Source organism: Pseudomonas sp. WS 5146 (genome assembly GCF_012985495.1).
Classification (GTDB): Bacteria; Pseudomonadota; Gammaproteobacteria; order Pseudomonadales; family Pseudomonadaceae; genus Aquipseudomonas; species Aquipseudomonas edaphica.
Window position 1 is genome coordinate 184,027 of record NZ_JAAQWL010000011.1, and the last position, 19,075, is coordinate 203,101.

Below are 19,075 nucleotides of genomic sequence, written 5' to 3' on the forward strand. Positions count from 1 at the left end.
TAACGGTATGACAGAGCTGTCGCAGGTGTCGGTCACCGCACTCAAAGGTGTCGGTGACGCCATGGCCGAAAAGCTGGCCAAGGTCGGCCTGGAGAACCTCCAGGACGTGCTGTTCCACCTGCCCCTGCGCTACCAGGACCGCACGCGTGTGGTGCCCATTGGCCACTTGCGCCCTGGGCAGGATGCTGTGGTCGAAGGCACCGTCAGCGGCGCCGATGTGGTGATGGGCAAGCGCCGCAGTTTAGTCGTGCGCCTGCAGGACGGCACCGGCGGCCTGAGCCTGCGTTTCTACCATTTTAGCAACGCGCAAAAGGAAGGCCTCAAGCGTGGCACTCGCGTGCGTTGCTACGGCGAAGCCCGCCCCGGCGCATCCGGCCTGGAAATCTACCACCCGGAGTACCGCGCAATCACCGGCGACGAGCCGCCTCCGGTGGATACCACTCTCACGCCGATCTACCCGCTGACCGAAGGCCTGACCCAACAACGCCTGCGCCAGCTGTGCATGCAAACGCTGACGATGCTCGGCCCCAAAAGCTTGCCCGACTGGTTGCCTCTGGAGCTGGCGCGCGACTACCAACTGGCGCCGTTGGACGATGCGATTCGTTACCTGCATAACCCACCCGCCGACGCCGACGTCGACGAACTCGCACTGGGCCATCACTGGGCCCAGCATCGCCTGGCCTTTGAAGAACTGCTGACGCACCAACTGTCCCAGCAGCGCCTGCGCGAAAGTATGCGCTCTCTGCGCGCGCCGGCGATGCCCAAGGCCACGCGACTACCTGCGCAATACCTGGCCAACCTCGGCTTTGCGCCAACGGGGGCCCAGCAACGCGTGGGCAATGAAATCGCCTACGACCTCAGCCAGCACGAACCCATGCTGCGGCTGATCCAGGGCGACGTGGGCGCAGGTAAAACCGTGGTGGCCGCCCTCGCCGCCTTGCAGGCGTTGGAAGCCGGTTACCAAGTGGCGCTGATGGCGCCCACCGAAATTCTCGCCGAACAGCACTTCATCACCTTCAAGCGCTGGCTCGAACCGCTGGGCCTGGAAGTGGCGTGGCTGGCCGGCAAGCTCAAGGGCAAGACCCGCGCAGCGGCGCTGGAGCAGATTGCCGGTGGCGCACCGATGGTGGTGGGCACTCACGCATTGTTCCAGGACGAAGTGCAGTTCAAGAACCTCGCCTTGGTGATCATCGACGAACAGCACCGCTTCGGTGTGCAACAGCGCCTGGCCCTGCGCCAGAAAGGCGTGGGCGGGCGCATGAACCCGCACCAGTTGATCATGACCGCCACACCAATCCCGCGCACCTTGGCGATGAGCGCCTACGCCGACCTCGACACGTCGATCCTCGATGAGCTGCCGCCCGGCCGAACGCCGGTCAATACCGTGCTGGTCACCGACACGCGCCGCGTCGAGGTCATCGAACGCGTGCGCGGCGCCTGCGCCGAAGGCCGTCAGGCGTATTGGGTGTGCACGCTGATCGAAGAATCCGAAGAGCTGACCTGCCAGGCCGCCGAGACCACGTTTGAGGACCTCACCAGTGCCCTGGGCGAGCTGAAGGTCGGGCTGATCCACGGGCGCATGAAGCCTGTGGAAAAAGCCGCGGTGATGGCCGAGTTCAAAGCTGGCAACCTGCAACTGCTGGTAGCCACCACGGTGATTGAAGTCGGCGTGGACGTGCCCAACGCCAGTTTGATGATCATCGAAAACCCCGAGCGCCTGGGCCTGGCCCAACTGCACCAACTGCGCGGCCGTGTCGGCCGGGGCAGCGCCGCCAGCCACTGCGTGCTGCTGTACCACCCGCCGCTGTCCCAGATCGGCCGTCAGCGCTTGGGCATCATGCGCGAGACCAACGACGGTTTTGTCATCGCCGAAAAAGACCTCGAACTGCGCGGGCCCGGCGAAATGCTTGGTACTCGCCAGACCGGCCTGCTGCAATTCAAGGTCGCCGACCTGATGCGCGATGCCGACTTGCTGCCCGCTGTGCGTGATGCGGCGCAAGCGCTGCTGGAGCGTTGGCCGGAACATGTCAGCCCCTTGCTCGATCGCTGGCTCAGGCATGGGCAGCAATACGGCCAAGTGTGACGCCTGACTCACTTATCCAACCAACAGTTGTATCAAGCTGGTTATACTTCGGTGACTGTACGAAATTGGATCAGGCCATGTCAGAAGTTGCCCTCGCCACAGCCCCACTGACCGCCCCGCCGGTCATTCGGGCTCTGCTCGCAAAACTCGCCATCCCCTACACGGAAGTGACCGAACACGCCGGCCTGAATCCCGCACAAACAGTCCAGGCAGTACTGCTGGAAGATGCCGTGGGCGCACTCATGGTGCTGTTCCCGCAAAGCCAGTTACTCGACCTCAACCGCCTGGCTGAACTCACCGGCCGCCGCCTCACGGCCGTGTCGCCGGACCGCATCGAGCGCATGCTGGCCAAGCACGACTTGAGCCTGTTGCCCGGCCTGCCGGTACTGACCAGCTCGCCGTGCCTGTATGAAGGCAGCCTGCTCAGCGAACCCAGCCTGTTGGTGCATTCCGGCGAAGCCGGGCTGCTGCTGGAAATCGCCAGCATCGATTTCAAGACCATGCTCACCAAGGCCAGCGCCGGGCACTTCGGCGAACCGCTGAGCAACATCCGCCCCAACCTCGATCGCCCGAACGATGACCGCGAGGAAATCACCCAGGCGATGCAGGCGTTCACCGCCCGCCGAATCCAGCAGCGTCTGGAAGCGACCATCGAGATTCCGCCGCTGGCCGACACCGCGCAGAAAATCATCAAGCTGCGCGTCGACCCCAACGCCACCATCGATGACATCACCAGCGTCGTCGAAACCGACCCAGCCCTCGCCGCCCAAGTGGTGAGCTGGGCAGCGTCGCCGTACTACGCCTCGCCGGGCAAGATTCGCTCAGTGGAGGACGCCATCGTGCGCGTGCTGGGCTTTGACCTGGTGATCAACCTGGCGCTGGGCCTGGCCCTGGGCAAAACCCTGAGCCTGCCCAAGGACCACCCGCACCAGTCCACGCCGTACTGGCACCAGTCGATCTATACCGCTGCTGTGATCGAAGGCCTGACCCGCGCCATGCCCCGCGCCCAGCGCCCGGAAGCTGGCCTGACCTACCTGGCCGGCCTGCTGCATAACTTCGGTTACTTGCTGCTGGCCCATGTGTTCCCGCCGCACTTCTCGCTGATCTGTCGCCACCTGGAGGTCAACCCGCACCTGTGCCACAGCTATGTCGAGCAGCACCTGCTGGGCATCAGCCGCGAGCAAATCGGCGCCTGGCTGATGCGCTACTGGGACATGCCGGACGAACTGTCCACCGCCCTGCGCTTTCAGCACGACCCGACCTATGACGGGCAATATGCTGAATATCCCAACCTGGTGTGCTTGGCGGTACGTTTGCTGCGCAGTCGTGGAATTGGTTCCGGGCCGGATGAGGCGATACCCGACGCCCTGATCGAACGTTTGGGCTTGAGCCGGGAAAAGGCTGAGGAAGTGGTCGGCAAGGTACTGGATGCCGAGGTGCTGCTACGCGAACTCGCGTCCCAGTTCAGCCAGGCATAAGTCTGTCGCCTGCTACATAGCTTTCGCAGGCAAACCAGCTCTCACACTTAACTGCGTTCCAACTGTAGAACGCGGTCGAATGTGGGAGCGGGTTGCCCTGATCTGGATGGTCTGATCCTGAATCGCATCATAATGCCCAGTTAATTACTCCTCGCCTTTTGAGCGGCGAAGGCGAAAGTGACATACCTACCCAACGAAATCATGGCACTCTAACAACTTACAAATATGAAGTAACATCTGATACGGAACTGTCCCGCCCAACTAATCCACATAGAGCATGTCGGTAAGTTTTCTTACCATTAAAACTCTGGATTCTGCCTATGTCTATTTCATCCACCGTTAGCAACTTTATAACTAACAACCCAATAAGCGCCTACCCTTCACCTACAGCTACCGAACCCTCTGTAAACATCAACGGCAGTCTTACACCTCGCAGAGACCAATATGGGACCGTACTGGTTGTAACGACGCCTGACCCAGGCGCACCACAAAACGTCAATGGCCGCACTTATCACCCCGCCTCCGAAGTAAGAATTTATACGGGACATGCGGATGATAAAATCGATATAAAAGTTATTAATGATCGCGTCGTCGCCATTATCAATGGGCACGCCGTCAAGCTGGACATCGACGCCTCTAACCCCGAGGGCAATCAAGGCAAACTGTTCATAGACAGCGGCGGTGGCGATGACAGTGTAAAGATAGCCCCTGACGTCAAGACCAGTGTAACCATTCACACTGGCCCAGGCAAAGACACCGTGAGCACGGGTGGCGGCTACGCTCAAGTATATCTGGGCGACGGCAATGATACCGCTGAACTAGCCTATGGCGGCGGAGAATTATACGGTGAAAACGGCGATGATACCTTGGCAGGAGGCACAGGCAGTAACTTCATTAATGGTGGCGCGGGAAAAAACACTATAAGGGGTGGTACACCCAGCGATTCATCTCGAACAGCGATCTCCGCCGAAGGTACAAGCGACACTATTATTGGCCGCTCTGACAACACGTATATCCAGACCAAGGCTCAATTCACCTCTATAAAACTTTACCGGCAATTTGATAGCGAAGTCGACATTCATGAAAGTGCCGGAAATACCGAAACCAACGAATATAAGAGCCGGCAACATGTGACCGATGGAGACATACGGTTTTCAGGCAGATTCGACCCAGCCAAAGACCGTCGTATACGTGTGAACCAACAGGACTAAAGACCTACTTACAGGCGCTCTCCTCGGGGTTTTCAGTGCCCCGAGGACTCCAGAAAGCTAACCAGCTGTTTTTTTACGCGGCTTCAAATACTTGGTCAGCCCCTGGAACCAGATCACCAACGCCGGGTTGCCCTTGATCTGGATCGACTTGTCCTGAATCCCCGTCATGAACGCCAGTTGCTTGTTCTTCGCCTGCATCGTGGCGAAGCCGTAGGCGGCATCTTTAAAGGCGATAGCAAAGGCTGGCGCCGGGTGAACACCTGAGCGGCTGGTGATGCGCTGGTCTTTGACGATGAAGTGACGGGCAACCTTGCCGTCGAGGGTCTGCAACTGGAACGCCAGGTCTTTATCACCCAGCTGTTGCTGAAAGGCAGGATTGGTGCGGCTGGCTTTGCCCATCATCAGGCCCAGCACCCACAGCAGAAGACGAAATTTCATGCACACAGCCTCAGTGTATTTATTAAGTGGCCGCAGCAGTGTAACGATTTACCGGCAGAACGCCACCGATCTCGCGCTTTAGCAGGAGATCGGCAGGCGTTTAACGCTTATAGCAACATGTTGCTTAAACGTTAGGGCACGGCACTGGCGCCCAGTCGGCCAGGTTCGGATCGCGGCAGGTGCCTTCGATCTGCGCCTTGCCAGCGCTGGCGACCTGCTTGCTTTCAGCCTGCTTGGTTTGCACGGTCTGAATACTCTTCTCGGTGGTCACCGCTTCTTTCGGCACGGTTGGCAGCACCGGTTTTTTGGCGACTTTGGCAGGCGTCTTGCCTTTCTTCGCCGGCACCACCTGCGGCGTCGTGTCGGCCTGGGCCACGGTCACTACGTCAGCACGCTGCACACCCACTTGTTTCAGATCTTGCTCGTAAGCCTGGGTGTAGTTGTTCAAGTCTTCGCTGGCCTTGCCGTTCACTGCAACGATCAGGTCATTGGACTCTTTCAAGCCAGCCACGATTTCCGCCAGGCGCTTGCGGCCTTCAGTGTCGTTGACGGTCTTGGCCTTGCGGTCGGCCACCAGCTTGGTGAATGCGCTCTGATAGCACTGCTGGGACGCCTTGGCGTAGGCCGTGCTGCGGTCGATGTCGGACGCGCTTTTATTGAAGTCGGTGGAGTAGGACGCGATGCGCTGGTTGTCATCGGTGATCTGCTTCTGACGCTCGGTGTAGTAACCCGCTGCGCCACCCGCCAGGGCGCCGCCCGCTGCACCGATGGCGGCATTACGGCCACGCTTGTCGGAGTCGCCGGTCAGCGCGCCCAGCAATGCACCGCCGGCTGCGCCAAGCGCCGCACCGGTGACGACCGACTTGGTCATATTCGAATCGGTTGCACGCAAGTGCTGCACCGGCTCGTAGCAGTTGGGGTAGTACTCGACCTTGGTGCTCGACGCGACCTTGGAAGCCGGCGACGTGGCGCAACCTGTCAACACGGTGCTGAAACCAGCTGCGATCAGCAGCAGGTGACGCTTGGAAACCGCCTTACGGGAAAAAAGCATAGGTGTGTTCTCTTTTAAGTTTGACTTGCCCAGCACGGCCCACCGCCGCCTGAGTCCTTTCCAAGCTCGCCATACAACCAGCGGTCAAGACCGCTGACCGCTCGCTGCGAGCAATTCCTTCAAGATCGTTGCCGGGTCGGCCCGCTGTTGCTTGCGGTAGTTGCCGACATGGCGAACGAACAGTGTCGCGCGCGTCACCAGGCTCTTGCCGAGCACTGGCTTGCGATCCAACTCTTCCTTGATCCTTTGAAACTGGGCCTGGATCACCGCATCGGTGTAGCGCGTGCCGGTGGCCAGGTTGTCGATGTAAATCGCCACTGCGCCGTCGAGGGCGCTGCGGCCATTGGTGATGGCCATGTCGAACAGCTGCGCGCTGGCCTCATCCTTGTTGTCTTTGGCCTGCTGGCGACTCTTCTGCAGGTTGGCCAGGCGGATGTTGTAATTGCTGATGGTCTCGGCCACCAACGCGGCCGACTGGATCAGGTTGCCCGCGGCTTCTTCGCGCTGCTGGGCGATCAATGAAACGTTGCGTTTCAGCTCTTCGTTGACCAGGCCGAGTTCGGCTTGCAGCTTGGGGTCGACACTGGCGGCAATGATGCTGTCCAGGCGCTTGGTCGGGTCCTGGGCGTCATCGATGGCGTCAGTCAGCGACGCCAGGCGGCCTTCTTTCTGCCACTGGTCGAACAGCTCCTTGTAGCGCGAACGCGGCGCCGACAGTGCACCGATCGCCACGCGAAAACCGGTGGTTTCGTTGCTTTGCTCAGTGCCATCGGCAGCGAACAACGGGTACTCACGGCGCATGCCGGTAAACAGCGTGCCCTCGCCTTCCAGGTAGTTGCCGCCCTTGACCACAAAGCCCCCGTAGGTGCCCTGGCGGCGCCCGGCATGCACCAGCTGGAACGATTCCTGGACCATTTCCGCTGCGTTGCCGATCACGTCAAACAGGCCGATCGGGTTGGGCAGTTTGGTGCCGATGGGCATCAAGCGCGCAGCCTGACCGGTGCCGCCGGCAACCTGGTTGAACACCGCGTAATCACCCAGCGGGCCGTCGCTCTCGCTGCCGTCGACGCGGCGCGGGAACAGTCGCCCTTCCAGTTCCTGACGGCTCACCGCCTGGCCACCGCGTGCGGCGTATTCCCATTCCACTTCGGTGGGCAGGCGCACAAAACCCAGGCCGCCGTCGTCGGCCGAAGAACCGCGGCCGCTCACCGGCAGCAGCTCACGGTGGTATTTCATCAGCCAGGCGCTGTACACCGCCGAGAAACGTTCAGCTTCGAAACGCGATAGTTTTACCTTGGGCAAACGTGCGGCCATGCCGGTCGGCGCATCACAGGCTGGAGCCGGTTCGCCGCTGGCCAGCGACTGCGCCTGGGACATCACCTGCGCATACTGGCGGGCAGTCACTTCGTACTTGCCGATGAAATACAGCATCGGCTTGAGCGGAGTTTTGGCGTCGGTTTTCGGCATCAACGGCGCGATGACTTTGTTCCAGTCCTTTGGCAAATCCTTGAGCGTGAACTGGCCGTTGATAAAGTCGCGGCGGTAGCCGGAAATAAACGATTGCTGATAACCCGCCTCGCCTTCGGCAAAGGGGTAACCGAGGCTGATCTCGCGGTCATCCAGCGTGCCTTGGGCCAGCACGTAGGCGTAGCGGAACACCATATTGCCTTCGCAGGGCAGCGGCAGGCTCACGTCATCCGGCAACGGCTTGGGGTTATCCAGTTTGTCACTCGCTTCATCGGCCCAGGCCAACGAGGCCAGGCTCAGCGCCACACAGGCGCCCAGTAACTTATACATCTCTGATTCCTTCAGAAGCCTGGATCCGCGCCACTCGCCAACCGCCACAGGCCGCCGCCACGGCGCTGACGCCGAGGATTGCAACCAGGGCCAGGACGTAGTGACGCGCCAGCAGGTGACTGGCATATTCGCCCGCCCCTTGCACAAATAGTTTATTCAAAGCAGCCTCGGCCAGGCCATACAGCCCGGCGCTTAGCACGGCGGCAAACCCCGCGCTGTAGAGCGCCTGCAACACCACAAACAACAACAGTGCGCCGGTGGAAAACCCCAACAGGCGCAACACCGACAATTCCCGCCGCTTGCGCGCGACAGCCGCCAGCGCCCCGGCGAAGATCGCTGCAAACGCCCCGACCAAGGCCAGCCCGGCAATAATCCAGAACACCAACGACAGGTTGCGGCTCAACGACTGCACCTGGGCGATGGTCTGTGCCTGGGTCGACACCAACAGATTCTGCCCGGCGAAATACACCCGCAGCGGCTCCACATCAGTAAGGTTGCGTGCGTAAAGACGAAACGCCGGGTACACACGCTGCTCGTTCAACCCGACCTCATCCCCGTCCCAGCCCAACACCGGCACGGCACGGCCATCGCGGTAATCTTCCGCCGCTTCCAGCAAGCCCAAATCAGCAAACAAGCCGTCACGGGCGAAGGCTTCCAACGGCAACACCGCCAGCACCTGCAGGCGCGCGTTGCGGGCTTCGACGCGCCCCGCCACTTGCCGCGCAAAGCGGGTTTCCAGCCAATCCCCAGGCCGCGCCGCAAGCTTTTCGGCTGCGGTGTGGCTCAGCACGATCTGGTCCAGGCCCTTGGGCATTGGCAAACCACTGAGCAACGGGTCACCCGCCGCCGTCGGCAGCATTTCCAACGCCAGCGTGCCCACCTGCGCGGTCGCCGCAATTTGTCGGGTACGCGGCACGGCAAAGGCCACATCGCTGCGCCGACCTAGCTGCTGGATAAATTCGCTGCTGAATCGACCACCGCCCAATGGGATAATTTCACGGGTGGCCGGATCGGTCTCCAAGCGTTCGGTCAAACTGCCAACCAGTCCAAATTTCAGGCCAAATAACACCAGCAGCGGCGCGATCACCGCCACCAGCGCCAGCACCGAACAGGCCGACAGCCAGGCGTCATTGCGGTAATCCTGCCAGGCCAGCGAGGCCACCAAGCCGATGCGCATCAGCACACCTCCCCGAGCGTGGCCGTGACGCCGCCATCAGGGTCGCGGCGGCAACCGATGCGCCGTACCTGCAAGCCGCTGGCGCGGGCCAGGGGTTCGTCATGGGTGGCGATCACGCAGGCGGCACGGTGTTCGCGGGCCTGGGCCAGCAACGCCTGCATCACGCGCTCGGCATTCAGTGGGTCCAGCGACGCGGTCGGCTCATCCGCGAGCACCAATTGCGGCGCATGGGCCAGGGCACGGGCGCAACTCACGCGCTGGCGTTGGCCCACCGACAGGTCCGCCGGTTTCTTCGCCAACTGGTCACTGATCTCCAGCTGTTCAGCCAGGCGCGCCACGCTGCCGTCATCCTTCAAACCCAGCAATTGCCGCGACAAGGCGATATTGCCTCGCACATCGAGAAAACCCAGCAGGCCGCCGGTTTGCAGCACGTAACCCAAGTGCTGGCTGCGCAGCGCAGCCAGGGTAGATTGCTGATCGGCACGCCATAGCCCGCCGATATCGGTGTTGTCAAATTCAAACCGGCCCGCCTGATCCGGCGCCAACACCAGCGCGAGCAAATCCAGCAAAGTGCTTTTGCCGCAGCCACTGGGCCCGATAATCGCCAACTGCTCACCGGCACGCAGCTGCAAGGCCGGAATCACCAGGCTGTAACGCTGGTTTCCCGTGCCCCGGCTTTTGTGCACCGCGCTCAAGTTCAGCATTACGGCAGCGTCGACAACGGTACGCGGTACAACGCATCGCCCGGCTCGGCATCGCCGAAACGGACCCAGTTGGCCACATCATTGTGAAAGGTTTCGTAGAGGCGGATTTTCGAATCCAGCTCGTCGATAAAGTCTTCCTGCTCGGCCACACTCAGCGACAACCACAAGTCCTGGGTCATGTTCAGCGACTTGCTGCGGTACGGCAGGCCTTCCAGGTATTCACCGAGCAGGCCACCGTCAGCCAGGTTGCCGCCCTTGCGCAGGGCCTGCGGGTCACGGCTCATATAGGCTGAAGCGCTGGCAATTTCCTGGAAGAAATCCTTGGGCGAGGTCTGGGTTTTACGCGCGGCATCCACGATCAGTTTCAGCGATTGCTGCAGGTCGTTTAGCTGCAATTTTGTGAGCATCACGCACACCTGGAACGCCGGCAGCGCCGGATTGGTCAGGTCACGATCGGCGGTCCAGGCGCTGACCAGTTGCGGCGCCTGGCTGGCGGTTTTACGGCCGAGGAAGTCCATGTGCATGGCGTAGCCGACTGCTGCGGATTTATCCGCCAGGCTCGGCGCGCTACTCAGCAGCGGCACCGGTTGCGGTGTGTCGCTGCGTACCTGGTGCACCAGGTTGGCGAACACTGTGCCAATCTCATCAACCCGCTCGCCCAGCTTGTGTACATCACCCCCGGGCACCGGCGTGTAAAGGTCGCCGATCTGCGGGTTGGCGTCTGCGGTCAGCACGCGGTACTGGGTTTCGGCACCGGCGTGGGTTTTCTTGCCGGCATCGGTACGCAGGTGCAGGGCGTAAATCTTGATCTGCTTGCCGAGTGCCGCCTGGCGCACTTCGGCTTCGTTCATCTGGGTGGCGGCGAACGGGTCGTTCTTGCGCAGCGCGCCGGCATCGGTGACCAGCAAAATGATGCGCCCGCCGTAGCCAGACCAATCCATGCCATCGACCGCCTGCATCACCCCGGCAAACGCGTCCTCATTGAACGAGTGACTGGACACCGTGGACGCTTTGACCTGGCGCGCCATATCGAGGAAGCGCTGCGGGTCGCGGCCCTGATCAAGGCTGATGAGCGTCTTGGCGACGTATTCCAAACCAGGGGTTTTCTTGATGCTGTTACGAAAGCCCACCAGCCCGAAGCTCACGCTATCAAGCTCACCGCGCTCGGCAATGCGAGTTTGCAACTCATGCACCACATCGCGAACCTGGTCGATGTAAGGCTGCATCGAAACCGTCGTGTCGACCACTAACACCACGGCCGTGCGGAAAGCGTCTGCGGCGATTGCTTTGGTGGCCGGCTTGGCCGCCGCGCTGCCCGGGTCGATGGACGCCACATTGAGCAACTGCACCGGCTGGCCGTTTTCGTCGAAGCTCTCTTTGGAATCAAAAATCGGCAGCAGGTAAAACTGGTTTTGCGGCACAGCACTGGCTGTCGGCTCAAGCGCCAGCACCTGTTGATTGTCTTCGCGGTTCTTCTGCGCCTTGGCCAACACGTTTTTGGCGGCGGCGGGATCAGCCAACAGCTTTTCCACCTGCGCCGATTGGCGCAGGAACATCACCGGCGCCCGGCCCGAGCGCTCGGTAAACTTAAGCACCAGGCTTTGCTTCCAGTCGCTGACTTGAGCGGCGGGCAACCAACCATCGCTACGCCCATCGGTTGCGGCGCCGACACGCACCCACGGGCTGCCGTCGATGTCTTTGCGCTGGTAAACATAGAGCACCGAAAACGCCGGCAGGGCTTCGTCTGCTGCACCACCGGCATCATGGGACAGCTTGGCGCCCGGCTTGCTGAGCACGCGCTGGAACAAGGTCTTTTTACCGGCCATCAGCAACGGCCGCTGGCCGCCATCCGCCTCGGCCACCACCGGCTTTACCTCCGGCGGTGGTGTGGTCTTGGGCACCACGGCGACAGACGGTTTGGCAGGTTCATCGCTGCCGCTCAGCCACCAGTAACTGGCGCCACCAATAGCCAGTGCAACCGCCACAGCGACAGCGGCCAGGGCCAGCACCGGGCCACGGCGCTGCTCGGACACGGCGCGGTGTTGCGTGGGAGTTACCACCGGTTGACGCACCGGTTGCGGCTGGGGTTTGTCGGTCGGAATCTCGATGGACACTGGCGTCATTCCGGCCAAGTCAAAACTCAGCGGAATCGGTAACGGCCGCACCAGCGTGGCTTCCGGCGGATCCGCGGGCAGTTGGTCGAGCGCGCGCAGCAACGCCGCCGCATCCGGAAAACGCTCGGCCGGGTCTTTGGCCAACAGCTTGCGCAGCACCTCCTGATAACGCCCGTGGTGCACCGGCAGTTCCGGCAGCGGCTCGGTCAGATGCGCCAGCGCAGTGGACAGCGCATCGGTGCCGCTGTACGGCAGCTTGCCGACGAGAATTTCGTAGAGCACCACGCCCAACGCATACAGGTCGGCGCGGCCATCAATTTCCTGGCCACGCGCCTGCTCCGGGCTCATATAGCTCGGCGTGCCCACGGCAAAACCGGCTTGGGTGAACTGGGTGCGATCGTCCAGGGACTTGGCGATGCCGAAGTCCGACAGCACGGCGGTACCGTCAGCGCGAAACAGAATGTTCGCTGGTTTGACGTCGCGGTGTACCAAACCCTGTGCATGCGCATAGCCCAACGCCGAAGCGATCTGGCGAATCAGCGTCACGCCCTGCTCCGGCGTCAGGCCGGCGGCGATACGCTCCTTCAGCGTGCCGTTGGGCAGGTATTCCATGGCCATGTAGTACAGCTCACCGACATTGCCGATGTCATGGATGGTCACCGTGTGCGGATGCGACAGGCGCGCCAGGGTCTTGCCCTCGCGCAGGAAGCGCTCGCAGAAGCTCGGGTCGGCCGCCAGCGCCGCCGCCATCACCTTCAAGGCCACCTTGCGCTCCAGCGAGCGCTGGGTCGCCAGGTACACGCTGGCCATGGCGCCTTCGCCGATCTCGCCTTCGATGTCGTAGCCAGGGATCACAATGTTCATGGCGAGACCTTCACGACAATGGCAGTGATATTGTCCGGCGCGCCACGGTTGAGCCCCAGGTGCACCAGGCTGCGCACGATTTCGTCCGGCGCGTCGTGGCTCAGCACTTCACGTATTTCATGGTCTTCGACGGTCTTGTTCAGGCCATCGCTGCACAGCAGGTAGCTGTCGCCGGGGGAAATCAGCAGGTCAGTCACCGCCACTTCCAGCTGCGCCTCCACGCCCACGGCGCGGGTGACGATATTGGCGCGAGGATGCACGCGCGCGTCGGCTTCGCTGAGCAGGCCGCTGTCTTGCAGGTCCTGCACGTAGCTGTGATCGCGCGAAATGCTGTCCAACTGCCCTTCGCGCAGGCGGTACAGGCGACTGTCGCCGGCCCATAAACACACGCCACGCAGGCCACGTGCGGCGAGCACCACCACGGTGCTGCCCATCATGCTCACGCCACGGTTGGCGGTTTCTTCACGCACCGTGGCGTTGATGCGGATCAGGTCATTGCGCAAGGCCGCCGAGTATTCATCGAGAGAGCGCCCCACCGGCACGTTGCGCAGGCTGTCGACGATCAAGCTGCTGACGTAATCGCCGGCCGCATGCCCGCCCATGCCATCGGCTACCACCCACAGGCGGTTTTCCGGCAGGTCCAGGCACGCGTCTTCATTGACCTGGCGCACCATGCCCACATGGCTTTTGCTCGCGGATTTAAACGTCGCCCCCATCTACACCACACCTTCTTGTCCGAGCAAAAACTGCGCAAAATCGCCGGCAGCCGGCAAACCCTGGCACCGCAATAAACCTGGGGAAATACGTTGTGAGCCACGGCCCCACCACAGGCTGGCACCCTCACAAGCCTGCTCGGCCAGTGCGGTCATGCGGCTGTGGGGCACGGTGGCGGCGACCCGCTGCAGGCCCGCGAAGCGACTGTCTACCGCGCGCGGTTCACTGGCCGGGATGCCCAGGCTGTCGACGCCATCGTTGAAACGTTCAAACGTGGCGCCAGTATCCAGGGTGCTGAGCAACAGCTCTTCAGCCTGCTCAAACCACGTATCCGGGCCACCCACCAATGACGCCGGGTTAGTGTCGTGATCAAGCAACGCCACCACGGCCAACGGGAAATAGCGCCCGACCCGATCAATACTTGGCATCACCACGCCTGCCGCCGCGTCCGGCCCGCATACGCCCGGCGCCAGCACAAAACGCCACAACGGGCTGACCAGATAGACGTTTAGCCAATCGCCACCCAGGCTGCTCTGGCTGGCGAGCAAACCTGCGGCCAGCCAGCTGTCCCACGGGCCGATAAAACTCTGGGGCAAGGCGCGGCTGACAAAGTCACCGCGGCTGGCCAACTTGCCGTAGAAGCCCAGCGTGTTCATAGCCGCTCCGGCAGGCTGAAGCCACTGAGTACGCGGCTCTTGAACGGGTTGAAGGCGCTGTTGGCGCGCAACTCGTAGGCGATGCTCGCGCCATCAACCCGCAAACGCAGGTTGAAGCGGTCCGGCGAATTGCCGGCGCTCAGGTCCGATTGCTCCAGCAAACGGAACCATGCCCATGGGCCGTCCAGGGTCACGCCGGAACGGCCACTGGCCGACGGCGGCGTGATCGAAATACGCACCACGCCGATACTGCCGGGGTTCGGCCATTGCATCGCTACCGGCCGGCTTGGGCCGTGGTCGTAGCTCAGTTGCTGGCCGTCGAGGTCGAGCAGGAACTGGGTGATGGTCGGGTCCATCGACACCGGCTTGAGCTCGAAACGCACGATCGGCTGGGTGCCCCCCGATCTAAAGAACGCGTCACGAATAGCCGCCGCACGCTGGAAGGTTTGCAGCACGCCCGGCGCGATCCCAAGCTTCTGCGCCGCGCCCGGCTGCCAGCGCCAGGTCTGTGCGGACGTATCCACGTAAGGCTGCAGGTATTTGCGGAAATAGTTATCCATCACCCCGCCAACGCCGAAGAACTGGCCGAAGTCATCGAGCGTGGCGTCCCGCGCGCTGCCCGGCGACATCGGATAACGCCCCGCCAGAGACTGGCGATACACGTTGACCACTTCACTCACCCACGCCGCATTCAGCTGGTTACGCACCCCGCCCATCATGCTGTTGGTGGTGGAGTTGACCACCGACTTGACCATGCCCTGCACCAGCGGCGGCTGGCGCTCGGCATTCAAGCTGACCCGCGTGGCCGCAGCGGCCGCCTGGTTCTTGGCCTCGCCAAGCAAGGCGTCGCCACTGGCGCCGACCATGGCGCTGACTTGCACATACAGCGCGTTCATGTCCGCCAACAGGCCGTCGATGGCCGCCGGTTCGCCTTCGTTTTTGCTGACGATGCTATTGAGTTCGGCAAAGTGCGCGGTCACCGGATCGTCCGCCGCTTGCGGTGCATTAGCGCTTGGTTGCTCCTGGCCGAGCAGGCTGCCGAGGCGTTCCTTGAGCTTGTCGACACCGCCTTCCACCGGCACGCCTTTGGCGGCCAATTGGCGTTCTTCAGCTTGCAGATCGGTCTCTTTGGCCACGGCTACCAGCAGCTTTTTAAGCGGCGAAGTGGGGCCGGAAATCACCCGCAGCACATCGGCCGCCTGGGCCACGCTGGTGATCGGCACAAAGTCGATGTCCGCGAGCAAGGCGTCCCATTGGCGCTGGTAGTCCTGGAAGTACAGGCGGCGCACGTCGGCGGCCAGGCTCACCACGTTCTGCTGATCGGCTTGCTCACGGCCCAACACCCATTGTTCTTCCGCGAGCGTGCCAGTCTGGTTCAGGCTGCTGAGCAGGAACGCCTGACGATAGCCTTTGGCAGTGAAGAACCCACTCAACGGTTCGCCCAATGGCTTGCCGCTTTTACGGCTGAACACCAACGCAGCATCGCGGCCGGCGGCTTCGTTGAGGCGAAAGTCGGGGATGCCCTCGGGCAGCTTCTGGCGCTTGACCCGGTCGTACACGCGTTGCGCCACCGGCAGCTGTTGCAGTTGGCGACGCAGGTCATCGATCAGGCGTGGGTCCAGCCGCGCATTCGGCGGGTGGCGGTCGAACAACGCCTGCAAGTGCCCGGTCAACGCCTGGCGCTGATCGGCCGGCAGGTCACGCGGCAGGTTGCGGTCCCAATCCAGGGCGACCCAGGCCTTGATGAAGTCCGGGTCGTAGTGCTCGTTATCGGCGAGCATCAGGTAGGCCTTGAGGCCCTCGTAGAGGAAGTCGGAATTGCCGCCGCCATGCAGTTGCTCTTCGATGCGCGTCACTAGTCGCGGCGCGAACACGGCGATCAAGAGCTTGCGATAGACACTGGCGGATTCGGCTTCAAGCATATCGCCCTGATACAGGCCCAGGCCTTCGGACCAGCTCGGCGAATCGCCCGCGAGGTTCTTCACCGCGTTGAGCAGCGGCAACACTGCCAGCACTTCACGCTGCGCCGGGCTGAGGTTTTGTACGGTCTGGCCCAGCGGCGCAACCTTCTGGTCAACCTGGGCGATATACGCCTGGTTGGCACGATAACTCACCCACCAAAGGCTACTGACCACCACCACAAGGGCGATGGTAGCGGCCAGCACACCGCGTGCAATCCACTTGCGGCGGCGCTCGACTTTCGGGTTCACGCCCACCAACCCACGCTCGGCAAACGCCACGGCGGTGAACAACTTTTCGATGAAATAACTGCGCCCGGTGCCGCTCTGTCGTGCCAGGTGCTGGCGGTCCAGATTCATGCTCTGGGCCATGGCGCCGATCAAGCGATCAATCGGGCTGCCTTCCTGAGTGCCGCTGGTGAAATAGACTCCGCGCAGCAACACGCGCTCTTCGAAGGCGTTGGGTTTGAACACGCCTTCGAGGAAACTTTGCAGGCAATCTTTCAACGCGCCGAACTGCTGCGGGAAGCCGTAGATCAGGTCACGCCGCGCCGGGTCACGCTCCTGTTGCAGGCGCTCCACCAGCCGCTCATTCAGGCGCTGCTCAAGACCCGCAAACTCGCTTTGCAGATGGGCCAGCGGGCTGTCGCTGTTTTTGCCGTCGTCCAGGGCGAAGGTCATGCCCCACACCTGGGCGCGGTCTTCCTTGCTCAGGTTGTCGAAGAACTCCATGAAGCCTGGCACCAGGTCGAGCTTGGTCAGCATCAGGTAGATCGGGAAACGCACGCCCAATTGGGTGTACAGCTCCTGGATCCGCAGGCGAATCGCCGCCGCATGGGCGGCGCGTTCGGCCTCCGTACCGAGCAGCAGATCCGAGAGGCTGATGGCGATAAACGCGCCATCAATGGGCCGACGCGAACGCTGCTTTTTCAACAGATCGAGAAAGCCCAGCCACGCGGCTTTATCCACTGTGGAGTTGCTGTCCTGGGTGGTGTAGCGGCCAGCGGTATCGAGCAAAACGGCCTGGTCGGTAAACCACCAATCACAATTGCGCGTACCGCCAACGCCGCGCACAGCACCGGCGCCCAACTGCGCAGCGAGTGGAAAGTGCAGGCCGGAATTGACCAGCGCGGTGGTCTTGCCCGAACCCGGCGGCCCGATGATCACGTACCACGGCAGCTCATAGAGATTGCGGCGCTCATCACCGCCGAGCTTGGCCTTTTTCAGCAATGCCAGGGCTTCGTCCATGCGCTGGCGCAAGGTCGACAACTCTTCGGCCGTGGCGACACTGTTGGGGTCGGCCGGGGTTTCGGCGGCGAGGCTGCGCATCACTTCGGCGGCCTGGCGGCGCGCCTGGATAATGCGCACTACGCGGTAGGCGATCCACAGCGCAAACACCAAGATAATCAACACCCAGCGCCGCCCTTCCGGCACCAGCACATCGAGCAACGGCCCCACAAACCAGATGATCAGGCTCAGGGCAATCAGGCCCAGCACGGGGATCACCCAGCGAATCATGAAACTGAAAAACGCCTTCACTCGACGCCCTCCGCCAATACGGTGATTTCAACCCGACGATTGCGGGCACGGCCTTCGGCGGTGACGTTGGTCGCCACCGGCTCGGTGTCGCTGCGGCCTTCAGCGCTGAAGCGATCCGCCTGGCCGGTCTTGGCCGCCAGGATGTCCAGCACCGACTTGGCCCGCGCTTCGGACAATGCCCAGTTGGACGGGAAGCGCAGCGTGGCAATCGGGCGGTTATCGCTGTGCCCGGTCACGCGGACCTGGCCCTTGACCTTGCGGATGGCGTCAGCGATGCGCAGCATCAGTGGCTCGAAGTCATCGCGGATGCTGGAGCTGGCAGACGCGAACAGTTCATCGCCGCGAATCGTCACCACGGAGCGGTCGACCTTGTCTTCCACCGCCACGCGGCCCGCCTTGATGTCTTCCACGAGAAAGCCGGCCAGACGCGGCCGCTCAATGACTTTGGGCTGCGCCACCGGGCGGTCGATGGCCTGCACCGGAATCTCGCCCAGGGCATGGATATTCTTGAATACCGGCTCCGCATCCGACGCCAGTTTCATGCGCAAGCCAAACAGCAACGCCAGCAGCAGCGCCAGGCCGATGGCCACAGCGATCCACGGCGGCATGAATTGCGCGAGGCGATCACGTGCCACCGTCACGCCGCGCCAATGCGGCGAGAGTTCGCGTTCGTGCTCACCACGCGCACTGCGAATCGCTGCGGCGGTGCGTTCACGCAAGGCTTCCAGCTGGCTGCGACCGTCATTCATCACGCGGTAGCGGCCTTCAAAACCCAGGCACATGCACAGGTACAGCAGCTCCAGCAGGTACAGGCGCTCACGCGGGCTTTGCAGGCAATGGTCGAGCAACTGGAAGACTTTTTCGCCGCCCCAGGCTTCGTTGTGCACGGTGATCAACAAGCTCTGCTTGCCCCAGTCACTGGCACTGCCCCACGGCGTGCTGAGCACGGCTTCATCGAGCGCCGTACACAGCGCGTAACGCGCCAGCAGCACTTCGTTGCGCGCCACACCGGCGGCTTCGGCGCGCTCTTCGAACTGGCGCAGGTAGGCCAGCAACTGCGCACGCAAACTGGCCGGCGCCGGATGGGCGATGGTGTTGCGCAGGCGCGTCAACAGCGCCAACAGCGGCCCGGCGGCGCTTTCCAACGGGTTCAGGCCTTGGCTTTTGCCGGTGAGGATCGGCGCGGCCGGCATCGACAAAGGCGCCGGTTCGGCACGTGCAGGTTCCGGTGCACGACCACCTGGGCGAGGCATGAACTGGGTGCGGTCATCATCATTGGGATGCATCGCCA

Annotated in this window: 13 protein-coding genes; 3 read left to right on the top strand and 10 right to left on the bottom strand. The window is 62.3% G+C overall.

What is annotated here, in order from left to right:
- Window positions 1-7: 7 nt before the first annotated feature.
- The 3 genes from recG (at window position 8) to HBO41_RS24780 (ending at window position 4,772) form a co-directional block, all read left to right on the top strand.
- A complete protein-coding gene (gene recG / locus HBO41_RS24770) occupies window positions 8-2,083 on the top strand; it encodes an ATP-dependent DNA helicase RecG (RefSeq protein ID WP_026013586.1) in 2,076 nt (691 codons plus the stop codon).
- Between the two features lie 77 nt (window positions 2,084-2,160).
- Window positions 2,161-3,561: an aminoacyl-tRNA deacylase and HDOD domain-containing protein gene (locus HBO41_RS24775; protein ID WP_169988075.1), complete on the top strand. Its 1,401-nt coding sequence runs from the start codon at window positions 2,161-2,163 to the stop codon at window positions 3,559-3,561.
- Window positions 3,562-3,881: 320 nt separating this feature from the next.
- Window positions 3,882-4,772: a hypothetical protein gene (locus HBO41_RS24780; RefSeq protein WP_169988077.1), complete on the top strand. Its 891-nt coding sequence runs from the start codon at window positions 3,882-3,884 to the stop codon at window positions 4,770-4,772.
- Between the two features lie 57 nt (window positions 4,773-4,829).
- Here HBO41_RS24780 and HBO41_RS24785 read toward each other — a convergent pair whose 3' ends face one another.
- The 10 genes from HBO41_RS24785 to HBO41_RS24830 form a co-directional block, all read right to left on the bottom strand.
- Window positions 4,830-5,210, bottom strand: a complete 381-nt coding sequence (locus tag HBO41_RS24785) for a hypothetical protein (protein ID WP_017135837.1) — start codon at window positions 5,208-5,210, stop codon at window positions 4,830-4,832.
- 124 nt (window positions 5,211-5,334) lie between these two features.
- Entirely contained in the window at window positions 5,335-6,261 is a 927-nt protein-coding gene (tagQ, locus tag HBO41_RS24790; RefSeq protein WP_017135836.1) for a type VI secretion system-associated lipoprotein TagQ, read from the bottom strand.
- An 84-nt stretch (window positions 6,262-6,345) separates the two neighbouring features.
- On the bottom strand, window positions 6,346-8,058 hold the full coding sequence (locus HBO41_RS24795) for an SUMF1/EgtB/PvdO family nonheme iron enzyme (protein WP_099550256.1): 1,713 nt from the start codon (window positions 8,056-8,058) through the stop codon (window positions 6,346-6,348).
- A complete protein-coding gene (locus HBO41_RS24800) occupies window positions 8,051-9,235 on the bottom strand; it encodes an ABC transporter permease (protein WP_017135834.1) in 1,185 nt (394 codons plus the stop codon). Before HBO41_RS24800 ends, HBO41_RS24795 begins: the two co-directional genes overlap by 8 nt.
- Window positions 9,235-9,939: an ABC transporter ATP-binding protein gene (locus HBO41_RS24805; protein WP_017135833.1), complete on the bottom strand. Its 705-nt coding sequence runs from the start codon at window positions 9,937-9,939 to the stop codon at window positions 9,235-9,237. The genes HBO41_RS24800 and HBO41_RS24805 overlap by 1 nt, the downstream gene beginning before the upstream one ends.
- Complete coding sequence (locus HBO41_RS24810) at window positions 9,939-12,917, bottom strand: serine/threonine-protein kinase (RefSeq protein ID WP_169988079.1); 2,979 nt, start codon at window positions 12,915-12,917, stop codon at window positions 9,939-9,941. The genes HBO41_RS24805 and HBO41_RS24810 overlap by 1 nt, the downstream gene beginning before the upstream one ends.
- Window positions 12,914-13,633 (bottom strand): PP2C family serine/threonine-protein phosphatase, encoded by a 720-nt coding sequence (locus HBO41_RS24815; RefSeq protein ID WP_017135831.1) that lies wholly within the window; start codon window positions 13,631-13,633, stop codon window positions 12,914-12,916. The genes HBO41_RS24810 and HBO41_RS24815 overlap by 4 nt, the downstream gene beginning before the upstream one ends.
- Window positions 13,634-14,287, bottom strand: a complete 654-nt coding sequence (gene tagF / locus HBO41_RS24820; RefSeq protein WP_169988081.1) for a type VI secretion system-associated protein TagF — start codon at window positions 14,285-14,287, stop codon at window positions 13,634-13,636.
- Window positions 14,284-17,784, bottom strand: a complete 3,501-nt coding sequence (gene tssM / locus HBO41_RS24825; protein WP_186353551.1) for a type VI secretion system membrane subunit TssM — start codon at window positions 17,782-17,784, stop codon at window positions 14,284-14,286. The genes tagF and tssM overlap by 4 nt, the downstream gene beginning before the upstream one ends.
- Window positions 17,781-19,070 carry a DotU family type VI secretion system protein gene (locus tag HBO41_RS24830; RefSeq protein ID WP_169988083.1) on the bottom strand — a complete coding sequence of 430 codons (1,290 nt, stop codon included), beginning with the start codon at window positions 19,068-19,070 and terminating at the stop codon, window positions 17,781-17,783. The genes tssM and HBO41_RS24830 overlap by 4 nt, the downstream gene beginning before the upstream one ends.
- Window positions 19,071-19,075: the final 5 nt, after the last annotated feature.